Source organism: Photobacterium sp. GB-36, assembly GCF_003026135.1.
Lineage (GTDB): Bacteria > Pseudomonadota > Gammaproteobacteria > Enterobacterales > Vibrionaceae > Photobacterium.
Genome location: NZ_PYNY01000001.1, coordinates 220,501 through 234,180 on the forward strand (window position 1 = coordinate 220,501; position 13,680 = coordinate 234,180).

12 protein-coding genes are annotated in these 13,680 nt (G+C 39.1%); 3 read left to right on the forward strand and 9 right to left on the reverse strand.

The window, feature by feature from the left end:
- Positions 1–116 precede the first annotated feature (116 nt).
- From kdsB to C9J46_RS01000, 5 genes are all read right to left on the reverse strand, one after another.
- Positions 117–863, reverse strand: a complete 747-nt coding sequence (gene kdsB, locus C9J46_RS00980; protein WP_107290408.1) for a 3-deoxy-manno-octulosonate cytidylyltransferase — start codon at positions 861–863, stop codon at positions 117–119.
- Positions 863–1,042: a Trm112 family protein gene (locus C9J46_RS00985; RefSeq protein WP_006645988.1), complete on the reverse strand. Its 180-nt coding sequence runs from the start codon at positions 1,040–1,042 to the stop codon at positions 863–865. Before C9J46_RS00985 ends, kdsB begins: the two co-directional genes overlap by 1 nt.
- On the reverse strand, positions 1,023–2,057 hold the full coding sequence (lpxK, locus tag C9J46_RS00990; RefSeq protein WP_107287002.1) for a tetraacyldisaccharide 4'-kinase: 1,035 nt from the start codon (positions 2,055–2,057) through the stop codon (positions 1,023–1,025). Before lpxK ends, C9J46_RS00985 begins: the two co-directional genes overlap by 20 nt.
- Positions 2,057–3,814 (reverse strand): lipid A ABC transporter ATP-binding protein/permease MsbA, encoded by a 1,758-nt coding sequence (gene msbA / locus C9J46_RS00995; protein WP_107205753.1) that lies wholly within the window; start codon positions 3,812–3,814, stop codon positions 2,057–2,059. The genes lpxK and msbA overlap by 1 nt, the downstream gene beginning before the upstream one ends.
- Before the next feature lie 167 nt (positions 3,815–3,981).
- Positions 3,982–6,291: a DNA internalization-related competence protein ComEC/Rec2 gene (locus C9J46_RS01000; protein ID WP_107290409.1), complete on the reverse strand. Its 2,310-nt coding sequence runs from the start codon at positions 6,289–6,291 to the stop codon at positions 3,982–3,984.
- A gap of 30 nt (positions 6,292–6,321) precedes the next feature.
- On the opposite strand from C9J46_RS01000, the gene C9J46_RS01005 reads away from it, so the two are divergent.
- From C9J46_RS01005 to C9J46_RS01015, 3 genes are all read left to right on the forward strand, one after another.
- Positions 6,322–6,846: a DUF2062 domain-containing protein gene (locus C9J46_RS01005; RefSeq protein WP_107205751.1), complete on the forward strand. Its 525-nt coding sequence runs from the start codon at positions 6,322–6,324 to the stop codon at positions 6,844–6,846.
- Positions 6,847–7,139: 293 nt separating this feature from the next.
- Complete coding sequence (locus C9J46_RS01010; protein ID WP_107205750.1) at positions 7,140–7,700, forward strand: HdeD family acid-resistance protein; 561 nt, start codon at positions 7,140–7,142, stop codon at positions 7,698–7,700.
- A gap of 590 nt (positions 7,701–8,290) precedes the next feature.
- Positions 8,291–8,959, forward strand: a complete 669-nt coding sequence (locus C9J46_RS01015; protein WP_107290410.1) for a DedA family protein — start codon at positions 8,291–8,293, stop codon at positions 8,957–8,959.
- 258 nt (positions 8,960–9,217) lie between these two features.
- On the opposite strand, the gene C9J46_RS01020 is transcribed toward C9J46_RS01015, so the two are convergent.
- From C9J46_RS01020 to lolC, 4 genes are all read right to left on the reverse strand, one after another.
- The gene (locus C9J46_RS01020) at positions 9,218–9,757 is read right to left on the reverse strand and encodes an outer membrane beta-barrel protein (protein ID WP_107287004.1); all 540 of its coding nucleotides are present in this window, start codon (positions 9,755–9,757) and stop codon (positions 9,218–9,220) included.
- Positions 9,758–10,433: 676 nt separating this feature from the next.
- Positions 10,434–11,681: a lipoprotein-releasing ABC transporter permease subunit LolE gene (gene lolE, locus C9J46_RS01025; RefSeq protein WP_107287005.1), complete on the reverse strand. Its 1,248-nt coding sequence runs from the start codon at positions 11,679–11,681 to the stop codon at positions 10,434–10,436.
- A complete protein-coding gene (gene lolD, locus C9J46_RS01030) occupies positions 11,681–12,373 on the reverse strand; it encodes a lipoprotein-releasing ABC transporter ATP-binding protein LolD (RefSeq protein WP_107205746.1) in 693 nt (230 codons plus the stop codon). The genes lolE and lolD overlap by 1 nt, the downstream gene beginning before the upstream one ends.
- On the reverse strand, positions 12,366–13,574 hold the full coding sequence (gene lolC / locus C9J46_RS01035) for a lipoprotein-releasing ABC transporter permease subunit LolC (protein WP_107205745.1): 1,209 nt from the start codon (positions 13,572–13,574) through the stop codon (positions 12,366–12,368). Before lolC ends, lolD begins: the two co-directional genes overlap by 8 nt.
- Positions 13,575–13,680: the final 106 nt, after the last annotated feature.

The window sequence follows — 13,680 nt, forward strand, 5'->3', positions numbered from 1 at the left end:
TAACACTTGTGACTTACGACTTTGTATTTAATAGATATAAAGCCTGATCTCTATTCCATAATCAAGACAAATAAAAAAGCCTAAACTCTGTTTAGGCTTTATCTGTTATTGCATTTTTAACCCACGAACTGACGAACTTTTTCCAGATCTTCTGGCGTATCTACACCCGCAGGAGGTGCATCAATTGCCACATCAACATGGATTTTTTCTCCGTGCCAAAGCACGCGCAATTGCTCTAGAGACTCTATTTGCTCAAGTGCACTTGGTGCCCAATTGATATAGGTTTTAATAAACCCTGCACGGTATGCATAAATACCAATATGACGAAGTAAATTATGATGCACAGTTCGTGGCTGCTTGGCAAAATTATCACGATCCCAAGGTATGGCTGCACGGCTAAAATACAATGCATAACCATCTTTATCCGTAACAACTTTTACAGCATTTGGATTAAATACTTCATCATAGTGATCAATTTCTACCGCTAATGTCGCCATAGGTGCGTCTTTATGCGCAATATTATCAGCAACTTGGCGGATAATAGTGTCAGGAATAAGTGGCTCATCCCCTTGCACATTAACAACAATATGATCATCGGCTAATTGATATTTCTCAACTACTTCAGCTAAACGCTCGGTACCAGATTCGTGATCTGTGCGTGTTAAACACACCTCACCACCAAAACCTTTCACCACATCAACAATGCGTTGATCATCCGTTGCAACAATCACGTGATCGGCACCGGACTTTATCGCTTTCTCGTAAACCCACTGCACCATTGGCTTACCTGCAATATCTGCCAACGGTTTACCCGGTAAACGTGTAGATTGATAGCGCGCAGGAATAATAACGGTAAATGTCATTATTTAACCTCGTCAGAGCTTAACGTACGTGCTTCTGGCTCAAGTAAAACTGGAATGCCATCTTTAATAGGATAAGCTAAACGATCAAATTTACATACCAGCTCATTATTTTTTTTATCGTAACTCAACTTGCCTTTACATACAGGACAAGCAACGATTTCAAGCAGACGATGATCCATACGTTTCCTTTACCTCAATGATCTTATTAATAATGTCTGTTGCCTGAGGCTGAGCGATATCTGCATTAACGGGTAAATACCACCAGTTATCTTCAGCAAACGCATAGCACTTCACGGCATCTTTTTCAGTCATTACTAAATGCTGCCCTTGATGGGCTAACTCTAACAATGTTTGTTTTTCAAATGCTTGATGATCAGCAAAAGGCTGACATAAAACAGGGGTTACGCCTAATTGATTTAGGGTAGAAAAAAAGCGAGGAGGATGACCAATACCCGCAATAGCTACGATATCTTTTAAGTCACCTATCAAGCAACGCTCACCTGTTTTCACATTAATTAAATCGGTTGGGACTAATGTCATTGATGCTTCATTTGCTTGCGCTGAACCACCATTACAAATAAGAAAATCAACGCTATCTAAACGCTCACAGGTTTCTCGTAATGGACCCAGTGGCAATAAATGCTCGTTACCAAAACGACGTTGACCATCAATCACAACAATTTCAATATCACGATCCAATGCATAATGCTGAAGACCATCATCAGTGATGATCACATCTACATTGTGATCTAATAGCATCTTCACAGCTTCACTGCGTTTAGGTGCAACAGCAACGGGGGCATTCGTTCTTCGTTGAATAAGTACGGGTTCATCACCTGCAATATCAGTGCTAGTTGTCGCTTCAACATAATAGGGATAATGCGGCGCTTTACCACCATAACCACGAGAAACCACACCCGGTTTTAAACCTTGCGCTTGTAGTTGTTCCACCAGCCACACGACAACAGGCGTTTTACCATTGCCACCCGCAGTAATATTGCCAACCACAACAACAGGTACAGGCGCGCTATACGCTTGTTTTTTACCAGCAGAATATTGTCGTCTTTTATGTCGGCTAATCACCCCAAATAAAAAACTTAAGGGTTTAAATACAGGCCAAAGCAGAATGTAAAGTAACAGCATCCCCCCTTTAGGCGGATGCTGAAACCACATTTTTTCAATAAGGGATGCCATTAGTCACCAAACTGAATTCGATGAAGTTGTGCATATGCACCATCATGGCTAATTAGCTCTGCGTGAGTACCGCGTTCAACAATTTCACCATCATCTACTACTAGGATTTGATCGGCATTTTCAATCGTAGATAAACGGTGAGCAATTACCAGTACCGTTCTGTCTTTTTGAAGTTCATCTAAGGCACTTTGAATTGCGCGCTCAGATTCAGTATCAAGTGCTGATGTTGCTTCATCAAGAATTAACACAGGCGCATCACGTAACAGCGCACGAGCAATCGCAAGACGTTGACGTTGACCGCCCGATAAACTGACACCGTTTTCGCCGATAATAGTATCTAAGCCTTTATCCATGCCTTTGATAAAGTCCATCGCATAAGCCAGTTCAGCTGCACGTTCAATATCTGCACGACTGTATGCACCTTCACTTGCATAAGCAATATTATTTGCAATAGTGTCATTAAATAAGTGTACGTTTTGAGAAACAACTGCCACTTGGTTACGAAGATTGGAAAGTTTGTAATCTCGAATTTCAACCGAATCAATGTTTATTTCACCTGACTCAATGTCATAGAAACGCGTCAATAAGTTTGCAATGGTACTCTTACCAGAACCCGAACGACCGACTAATGCTAATGTTTTACCTGCCGGTATGCTAAAGCTCACATTACGCAATGCTGGAGTGTCCTTTGTCGGATAAGTAAAGGTTACATTCTTAATCTCTACATCACCCTTCACACGTTTAACTTCAACTTTACCATTGTCTTTTTCGGTTTCTAAATCCATTAATTCAAACAGGGTGTGACAAGCAGCCATACCGCGTTGGAACTGAGAAGTAACACTTGTAAGCGCTTTTAATGGACGCATCAAGCCGAACATCGAACCAAATATAACGGCAAACGTACCTGGTGTTAGTTCCGCTCGTAAAGATGGCGTATTTGCCAAAATTAATACAACGACAAGAGCAAAAGACGCTATGACCTGTATTACGGGGTTTGAAATAGCCTGAGCAGAAACAAGCTTCATGGTCTGGCGACGCATTTGATTGCTCACTTTATCAAAGCGCTCTTTTTCTACTTGCTGACCACCGTAACTTAATACGACTTTGTGACCTTTTAGCATTTGCTCAGCAGATGACGTCACAGACCCCATCGCATCCTGCATATTTCGTGAAATTTTACGAAAACGCTTTGATACAATACGAATACTGATTGCAACAACAGGGGCAATCACAATCAAAATTGCGGATAGTTGCCAACTATTCCAGAACATCAATACCATTAGACCAATAATAGATGCCCCTTCACGTACAATGCTCACTAATGCACTACTGGTAGCTGACGCAACTTGCTCTGAATCGTAAGTAATACGAGATAACAATGCCCCTGAAGATTCTTTATCGAAAAATGAAACAGGCATTTTCATGAAGTGTTGGAATAACTGACGACGTAAGTTCATTACAACATTGCCTGATACCCAAGATAAGCAGTAAGTTGCTACGAAGCCACTTGCACCACGCATTATCATTAAGCCAATTAAATAGATTGGCATCATCGCTAGGAAATTAGAATCAATTTTGTCTAATCCACCAAAGCTTTCATCAAGCAGTGGCTTGATCATTGAAACCAATAAGGTATCACCAATCGCATTGATGATAAGAGCGATCACTGCAACAGCAAGGCCTGCTTTATAAATGCTAATGTAGGGCCATAAACGCTTGTACGTTTCGCTTGATGATTTTTCTGTTAATTGAGTCATGAAAACCAATTTATTACTAATACAGTTTTTATATTCTACCCTTAACTTCCTTCTCTACCAAATTTGTATCTCATCCTTTTGAAAAATTTATCTTTAGCGTAAAAAAAAGCAGCAATAAGTGTTCTTTACCCAAGCGATGAACATCCTAAATTGAAAAAAGGACACTTTTATAACCAACGAGGACGATACCACTGTGTGGCTGAGTGTTGTCGCTCAGTAATAACTTGGTAGTTTCGTCCGTTAATAGTCACGCTTATCTGCCCCGAATTTCCCGTTGATAACCACTCAATCCCTCGATCCTGATACCGTGCTTTGATACTTTTTGCTGGCAAATTCCATGCATTATAATAACTAGTCGAAACAACGGCTAATGAGGGCTTTATCGTGTCAATAAAGGTATGCGTTGATGACGTTTTGCTACCATGGTGAGGAACTAACAAAATATCAGCATCCAGTGACGGTGCGCTCTTTAACATCATCAACTCAGCAATCGCATCAATATCACCCGTTAATAACACGGATGGGCCTTGAAGCTCACTATTTTGAACATGGATAACGCAAGAATGAGGATTTCGGGCATGATACACGCGCTGTAAAGGCCATTGGACTTTGAATGTCAAACCTTGCCAATGCCATGTTTGGCCTTTCTGGCATGGCAAATATCCCTTTTCAAAATTACTACTGTACTTATATTGCGGTGATAACTTCTCGATAATGATTGTTTTTCCACCCGCATGATCACTGTCATCGTGACTAATAATTAAATAATCTAATTGCTTTATACCTAGCTGTCTCAGAATCGGTAGAATAGTGGTTTCAGCAACGGCTCTATCCTCCCATCGATTGCCAGTATCATATAATACAGCCTTGTTATTTTTAATAATCAGTACCGCTAATCCATGTCCAACATCAAGTACCAACATTTTCCAATCCGACTTTACCGGCTCTTTAATAAACCAACACAATGTAATTACTATCACCGAGCTATATAGCCACTTAAATGACGATAAAGGCAATAACATCAATGCAACAAAAATGATGATAACTCCCCAAAGTAAAGGGGTTAGGTTCACTGATAATGGATACCACGCACCTTCCAACCATTGGATCCCTTCAATGATAGGAATTAAAGACCAGTCAGCACATTGCCAAAACAATGAAGAAACGGGTGGAAACCATAACGTCAGCAGTGCTAATAATACTAAAGGAACCGTGATGATACTGACCAAAGGAACAGCAACTATATTAGCAATAGGAGCTGCTAGCGATACGCCACCGAACCATAACCATTGTATGGGTAACATTAGCACCAATAGCCAAAGCTGAATTTTTGCTAGTTTAAATAAAAACGCTTTGAAGCGATTGCTCGATATCGAGTCATCAAATACGCTTCTTCCTGTAAAATAGCGCTGGCTTAGGGTAACTAAAATTAAAACACCAACGGCATAAAATGATAGCCAGAAAGAAGCACTATAAATGGCGAATGGGTCAATAAATACACTTAATGCTAACGCAGCTAATAATAGTTGCCAATGGCGCCAATACACATCTGTTGTTTTCAAGATCCCGAGAAAGACACACATAATTAATGCACGTATGGTCGGCGTAGTGAAGCCACTTAACCAGGCATAGGAAAATGCGATACATAACCCTGTTATCATCGGTAACCAAATAAAGTAACGCTTCTGCGGCAAGAAAAGCTTACATTTTAGGCCTATTTGCCATCCTAATAACATGGCAAGTGCGATGTGTAACCCTGAAATAGCTAACAAATGAGCCGTTCCACTGTCTCTTAAATGAAGCCAATCTACTTTCGTTAATCCACTTCGGTCACCAAACGCTAATGCTAATAGGTATGCTTTATTCGGCATATTTTCGACATAACCTAACGCCTTATCATAGAGTTGCTGTCGCCAAGTTATTCTTGATGGAAGTAATAATGGCAGCGATGATAATCGATGACGCACCACAGCATTACCATGTACATTTCGACTCACAGCATATCGTTCTGCATCAAAGCCAGCTTGATTTACACGTCCAACAATTCGACTCAACTTAACAGGTAAGTGCCAAATTTGACCTTGCTTTAATGTTGGCGCATCCGGCCAGATCAGAAATAACCTATGAGATGCATCCAAAACAGGATTATCAGGCGGTGAATGAAAATAATTATCAACAACCTCTACTTCAATATTTGAAATTGGTATATTTTCATTTATTACAGCACTTATACGAACATTTATGGTAAGATTTGTGCGATTTAGCGGAATGTCTTCAACTTTTTTACGATATTGTTCGGCACATAACACCGCTAGAAAAGCACTTATTGAAAACCAGAAAAGAAAATGGTTTTTACAATAATAAAAAATAACAAGGCTGACTATTATTGCTGTCATATACCACCAGTACGGTGGTAGAAATGATAACCAATGCAGTGAATGAAAACCTATTGCGATACCTAATGATGTTTGTAACATGCTGTTATCGCCATTTAATAAATACTAATTATGCCTAGACATCTTATAAAAAAGTTCTTACCAAGCCATGAAGTCATTAAGCGCCAAAAAGCACTTAAGATCTTTGGTAATGTACTTTATAACCCGAACTTATGGTGCTTAAACCGTCGTTCTGCGTCAGGTGCATTTGCCGTTGGCTTATTCATGGCTTTCGTACCACTTCCTAGTCAAATGATTATGGCAGCTGGGTTAGCTATTTTATTTGGTGTAAATCTGCCTCTTTCAGTGGCTCTCGTTTGGGTAAGTAACCCTGTGACTATGCCTGTTTTATTCTATGGTGCTTACAAGTTAGGCGCTTGGGTATTGAATAGTCCTAACATCGCGTTTCACTTTGAGCTTTCATGGGATTTTTTACTTAACCAAATGAGCCAAATTGGCCCCCCATTTTTACTTGGCTGCTTTATTTGCAGTGTAGTATCAGCGCTTATCGGCTATTTTGGCATCCGTAGCTTATGGCGTTATTCCGTTGTGAGAAGCTGGAATAAACGTAAATTCCGAATTGGTAAAACTCACTAGCTTTAATACCTTTAAAATATAAATAAGCAAAAGCCTCTATGACGAGAGGCTTTCTTCTTTTATCTTTATTTTTTAGATCAAAAAAACACATTTAATTACCCGCCTGTTTCATTTTTCACAATTTTCATTGCCAGTTCAATTTTCGTTAATACTCACTATCCATTTTCATCATATGTTTTATTCAAAAACTTAAATTACTGTTTATCAATAGAGGTTTTACTAGCAAATCAAATAATTACGTCTAGTATTAGGAAAACATTTAAATTACACATTTTACTTTTAAGGTACTTATTATGGATAACCCTGTGAGCTCAATGCTTAGCAAAGGCTGGAAATGGTTTATTATTGTTGGAGTTATTGTCGCATTAGCCGGTGTTTTTGCAATTAGCTTACCTATTGCTGCGGGTATGACAATCACAACAATTGTAGGGACCATTTTCCTTGTGATTGGTCTAGTACAGGTCTATCACACCTTTAGTATTCATGATTGGAAAACTAAAATTTGGTACGTTATTAGTGCGCTATTCTATTTAATTGGCGGCTTATTTATTCTAAGCCAACCGTTTATTGGCTTAGTTACTATTACCGTATTAATGATTGCCACAATGATTTTCAACGGTGTTACGCGTATGCTATTTGGCTTTAATAGTCGTAAACACCTTGCAGGTTGGCGCTGGATTGTAATCAGTGGTTTGATTTCTACTGCTATTGGTATCTATTTCTTTACTCTGATGAATAATCCAGAATTCTCTATGTCATTACTGGGTATTTTTGTTGGTGTATCACTACTATTTGAAGGCTTCAGCTTTATTTTCATTGGTACTCAAATGAAAAAAGTGGTTCAAAATAAATAACATAAAAATAGAATCTAAATAAAAAGCCTCAATATTTTTGATATTGAGGCTTTTTTAATTCAGATACCATCGCGTATTTGCAATATTTGTACACAACTAAACGTTTGCTATTTAGTTGTAATTTCAGTACTAATAACGCTGCAGATTACTTTAACTAAGATATAGCAATGCCGTGTATTCAACGATTATACGTTTTCTCATTATTGCTTGGTTGCATTTTCTTTCATCACTGTGCATCTGCAACAGCAAGCGCTATTAATACAAATCAATACCTTAAACAAACGACACCAATAACGTCTGTTGACTCTACTTTTATATCTTCAACGCAGCGCTATCGCGTTTTACTCTCATTACCTAAACTGGTGAGCTCTCCGTTGTCTCATCAACGTGATCATTTGCTTGCTTTGTTACAACAAAAGAGTAGTGTTTCACTCTCTTACATACTGATAGCTATAGAAAATTTTTGTTTAAAACGGAAAAAACTTTTACCTCTAGCCAATTTTCAATTTCGTTTTACACATAGTCGGGAGCAACTGTTTCACTAACGTCAACCGACTTTTATTTTCTACTTTTATTACAAGGACACATAGATGCTTGATTCATTTGTATCTATTTTTTCTGCGCTCTGGTATCAAGATTTTGTTGCATTACAAAACCCAGAAAGCATGGTGATGATTTATGTTTGTGTAACATTTGTCATTTGGTTAGAAAGTGCATTTTTACCTGCAGCTCCCCTACCTTGCGATAGCATTGTTATTCTTGCTGGAACATTAGGTGCAATGGGGATCATCGATTTTAAATTGATTGTCTTCTTACTAATCGTGGCATCAGCCATCGGTAGTTGGCTAGCTTACTTGCAAGGTCGCTGGCTAGATCACCTACCAAAAGTAAAAGGCTGGGTGAATATGGTGCCACCTCATCGAATGAAAACTGTGGATAATTTACTTATTCGTCATGGTATTGTTGCTTTGTTTACCGCACGATTTATTCCTGTTGTCCGCCCTTTATTACCTTTAATGATGGGATTTAGGATTAAAAGTCAGGCTCACTTTTTCCGTTTTGCTTGGTTAAGTGCTACAGCTTGGGTATTACTATTAACAGGGTTAGGTTATTTATTAACGCTTCTTCCAGAAAAAATCGCCAAAGTAGCAACAATGGTATTAATGGTTGCACCATTTGTTACTCTCGCTATTGCTATTGTTAGCTTATCAAGCAATTGGTTACTAAAACGCTTTAAGAAAAACAAAGCCATGTTGTAACAAGCAATATATAACAAAAGTCTGCTGACACACTGCACAATAAAAGTGAGTGGATAAGCAGACTTTTTGGTTCTAAGCATACCCTATAAGCTTTTGGAACTTGATTGACTTTGTATCTTAAATAACACGCTTATGCTAATAAATAACAGGGGCTTATTGTGATGGTTTAAACCACTATTTCGCTATTATGGCACCTATTTTAGATACAAAAAAACCCGCTAAAGCGGGTTTTTTATTACATCGTAATACTGTTTATACTTAGAAGTAGAAACGAGTACCGAATACGATATTAGTTAGGCTGTTCTTAGCTTGCTCGCTTGAGTAAGAATCACTAGAGAAGATCTTATCAGTTGCGATGCTGTAGTTAACTTCAGAAGTGATAGCAACGTTAGGATTAATAAAGTATTTAACACCAGCAGAGAACTTAGCATTTGCACCCCAGTTGCTGTCAGAACCTTGGTTGCTTAGAGATAGACCACCAACTTCAGCAGCAGCACCTACGTAAGGAACCCAGTTAGTAGAGTTCACGAAGTTGTACTCGGTGAATACACCTAGCTGACCACTAAGTTCATCATTAGCGTCTTGAGCACGAACAGTCGCAGTACCACCTACTTCCCAGTTATCTTTAACGAAAGTACCGTAAGTACCGTTAATATTTGCATGCCAGCCACTACCTAGTTTTGCGTTACCTTGTACACCGATCTCTTGAGTACCAGCAGGTAGTTGAACGGCTGCTTGTGCTGCAGCAGGAGCTAATACAGATAGTGCCACTAGAAGGCTTAGTGCATTCTTTTTCATTATTTTTCCTAAATGTTTTTATTTTTAAACAAGTTGTCCACTTTAGTGCAATCCCTTTACTTAGTTAGGTTACTTAAATAGAGAAGTAACAATCCGTCTACGACACTTGTATCCATAAATCAGTGGCGACAAAATTAGCACGCAGTTTCATCCCTGTTAAATGAAACAACTTAATTAATTTTCAAATGAACACCATTCACAATTTATAAGAAAAAAGTTTAATTATTCAGTTGAATCCACCCACAAGAGCACGAAAAATAACCAATCAGGTAAATAAAAAAGCATTATTAAAAATAAAATAAAAATAAAATTCACAATATTGTGAATATTATTTATTTATCGACCAAATAATGACCACTAAAACTAACGTAAGAATCGTCTACCTTTTATTTATTGTTCTTTATTTTTATCACGTAGAGACTTCATCTATTTTTATTAATTAATGACCTTGAATTTAATCGCATAATGACAGCAACTTTTCTCTATTTATAAGAGAACAAGATTGCTTAAACACATATCAATAATGACAGTCCTTCCGGGTATTATGATTCAACAATCGCAGGTATACGTAATTGAAAATCAAAACGTCAACACTTGAAAAATTCTAAGTAGTTTAATCTATAGATACAAAAACGGAGCCAATGTGGCTCCGTTTGATATCAATAATACAATAAGACTATTTCGCACTTAGTACTCTGGCAGGTTGCAAACTACTTGCCCTACGAGCGGGATACCAAGTAGCAACAAGGCTGAGTATAATTGCTGTTATAGATACAATTAACACATCTTTATAGGCTAACTGAGTGGGTAGGAAATCAATAAAATAAATATCCCCCGATAAGAACCGGTGACCAATGATTTTTTCTATCACTCGAACTATATGAGTTAAGTTAACAGCAACTAAGCTACCAAATATTGACCCCATCACGCTACCTAACACACCAGATAATACGCCATGCCAAATAAAGATGGATTTCACTAAGCGATCACTTGCCCCCATGGTTCTTAAAATCGCGATATCAGAGGCCCGATCTTTTACTGCCATCATTAAGGTTGAAACGATGTTGAAACACGCAACCCCAATAACCAATACCATAACTAAATACATAATCGTACGGACTAACTGAATATCACGGTACATATAGCCGTATTGTTGTGTCCAACTTTTTAGATAAACATAGACAGGAAGCGTATTACCCACTTCTTTTACAATACGCTGCGCTTGTAGTACTTTATCCACTTTAATTTGAATACCTGAGACACCTTGCCCCATATCCATGTATTTTTGTGCATCAGCCATTGGCACTAGCGCCAATTTATGATCAATTTCTCCCCCAAGCGCTAAAATACCCACTACTTGTAATCGAATTCGATGCGGAGCACGAAGCTGGGTCATTTCAGGATCGGCATCAGGGAGCAATGCGGTTAACCAGTCTCCCACTTTCACATTCAGGCTTTTAGCAACGCCTTGACCTAAAATGACTTCTTTTTTACCGGCAGTAAATTTGCTCCACGCATCATTTAAAACATAGTGCGGTAATTCACTGACTTTAAGTTGCTCTTGAGGGTTAACACCTCGAACACCAACAGCTTTTAACTTTGTGCCTTTTTCAAGTAACGCTGTGAATTCAACATAAGGCGCAGCCGCTGTCACATCCGGGTGTTTTTCTATTTGCTTAACTAGCGGTTGCCAATTATTTAAAGGAGGCTCAACCGCCTGTAACTCACCCTGTGGGATCACAGATAACACACGGGTTTGTAGTTCACGTTCAAAACCATTCATTGCTGACAGACCAACAATGATCACCGCAACACCAACGGCAATACCTAACATCGATGACATTGAAATAAATGACACCATTCGGTTACGTTTTTTCGAACGATTAAAACGACTACCTATATATAAAGAAAGAGGGCGAAACATTAAGCCTCCACTACGACTTGAGATAACACGCCATCTTGCATATGCATACAACGGTCAAGTTTTGCCGCTAATTCACTATCATGGGTCACGACTAAAAATGCGGTACCTGATTCTGCATTTAATTTACGCATTAAATCATAAATTTCTAATGCCGTTTTATGATCAAGATTCCCCGTAGGTTCGTCAGCTAAAACAATAGAAGGATTGTTAACCAAGGCACGCGCAATGGCAACACGTTGACGTTCACCACCACTCAATTCCGAAGGACGGTGCTCATAACGATGACTAAGCCCCACTAAAGCCAGCATGTCTTGTGCACATGTACGCGCTTGACTGACACTTTTACCACCAATTAACAACGGCATAGCGACATTTTCAACGGCAGTAAAGTCCGCAAGTAAGTGGTGAAACTGGTATACAAAGCCAATTTCTTGATTACGAATTTTCGCTTGTTTGTTCGCACTTAAAATATCTAAGCGCTGCCCTTTAAAGAACACTTCTCCATCAGTGGGTTCATCTAAAGCCCCCAGAATGTGCAACAGTGTACTTTTCCCTGAGCCAGATGATCCCACAATGGCGACCAACTCATTGTCAGCAATCTCTAAATCAACTTGCTTTAAAACTTCTGTCTCAAACTGCCCTTCTTTATAGGTTTTACAAACTTGGTGACAAGATAACAACGCATTATTCATAACGAAGAGCCTCAGCAGGACGGACAGCGGCCGCACGATAAGAAGGAAAAATAGTCGCTAATAAACTCAAGCTTATAGCGCCTAAAATAACAAACATAATTTGCATCGGTTCAATCACGGTGGGTAACGTGCCACCGATCGATGCTAAATCGACACCCAATACAGAAATAATGGCATTAAGATAGTGCGCCACTAACGCGCCGAGTAAGCCGCCTAATAAGGCACCGATAACACCACTACTTGCCCCTTGAACAATAAAAATCATCAAGACTTGGCGGTGAGTCATACCCTGGGTTTTTAATATTGCAACTTCTGATTGTTTCTCCATCACCACCATCACTAAAGCAGAAATGATGTTAAAAGCCGCCACACCTATGATCAAGCTAAGCATTAAGCCCATCATATTCTTTTCCATTTTTACTGCCTGGAAAAGCTCACCGCGCTGCTCGCGCCAATCAGACCATGTCCAACCATTGGGTAATTTCAATTTAGCTAATTCAGGAACAACGAATGGATCATCCAGATATAAACGCCAACCTGTCATTTGATCCTGTTTATAGCGTAATAAACGTCCAGCATCTGAAATATTGGTGTATACCAATTGGTTATCAACATCAGAGCCCGTGTCATAAATACCCGAAACTTCAAATTTTCGTTGGCTCGGCATACGACCAATTGGCGTAAATTGGCTTGCACTGGTCACCATCAGACGAATTTTATCGCCCGGTTGAACACCCAGTTCAACGGCCAACGCTTGGCCAATAACCACTTTAAAACTCCCAGGAGTAAGATCACTTAAGCTCCCCACCATCATATGACGAGAGATGGGATCATATTGATTAGGTTCAATACCAATCATCGTACCGGCAGCAATAGAGTTTGCACTTTGTATAATCGCTTCACCACGAGTGATCGCCGTTACACCTGTCACATGTGGCAATTGTTTTAATGCCTCTGGTGCGTTTTCTGATAACGGTACTCGTCCATCTGCACTCGATACGACGGCTTGCGGTAGAACACCTAAAATTCGACCTTTTAGCTGATCTTCAAAACCGTTCATCACAGACATAACGGTAATTAACGCCATTACACCAATAGTAATACCGGCTGTAGACATATAAGAGACAAACCGACTAAAGCGATCGCCTGAACGACCACGTAAATAACGTAAGCCAATATAAAAAGACACTGGATGAAACATAGGATTGAGAAACCACTCCTTTATTAGGTTGGTAAAGAATACTCGTTCACACCCTCAATTACCATCCGACATAGTAAATGTAATGTAAATTCAGTGACTAAATGAT

Bases quoted from the DNA above. Each gene is read 5' to 3' on its own strand.
- kdsB (WP_107290408.1), bottom strand. From the start codon at position 863: ATGACATTTACCGTTATTATTCCTGCGCGCTATCAATCTACACGTTTA.
- C9J46_RS00985 (WP_006645988.1), bottom strand. From the start codon at position 1,042: ATGGATCATCGTCTGCTTGAAATCGTTGCTTGTCCTGTATGTAAAGGC.
- lpxK (WP_107287002.1), bottom strand. From the start codon at position 2,057: ATGGCATCCCTTATTGAAAAAATGTGGTTTCAGCATCCGCCTAAAGGG.
- msbA (WP_107205753.1), bottom strand. From the start codon at position 3,814: ATGACTCAATTAACAGAAAAATCATCAAGCGAAACGTACAAGCGTTTA.
- C9J46_RS01000 (WP_107290409.1), bottom strand. From the start codon at position 6,291: ATGTTACAAACATCATTAGGTATCGCAATAGGTTTTCATTCACTGCAT.
- C9J46_RS01005 (WP_107205751.1), top strand. From the start codon at position 6,322: ATGCCTAGACATCTTATAAAAAAGTTCTTACCAAGCCATGAAGTCATT.
- C9J46_RS01010 (WP_107205750.1), top strand. From the start codon at position 7,140: ATGGATAACCCTGTGAGCTCAATGCTTAGCAAAGGCTGGAAATGGTTT.
- C9J46_RS01015 (WP_107290410.1), top strand. From the start codon at position 8,291: ATGCTTGATTCATTTGTATCTATTTTTTCTGCGCTCTGGTATCAAGAT.
- C9J46_RS01020 (WP_107287004.1), bottom strand. From the start codon at position 9,757: ATGAAAAAGAATGCACTAAGCCTTCTAGTGGCACTATCTGTATTAGCT.
- lolE (WP_107287005.1), bottom strand. From the start codon at position 11,681: ATGTTTCGCCCTCTTTCTTTATATATAGGTAGTCGTTTTAATCGTTCG.
- lolD (WP_107205746.1), bottom strand. From the start codon at position 12,373: ATGAATAATGCGTTGTTATCTTGTCACCAAGTTTGTAAAACCTATAAA.
- lolC (WP_107205745.1), bottom strand. From the start codon at position 13,574: ATGTTTCATCCAGTGTCTTTTTATATTGGCTTACGTTATTTACGTGGT.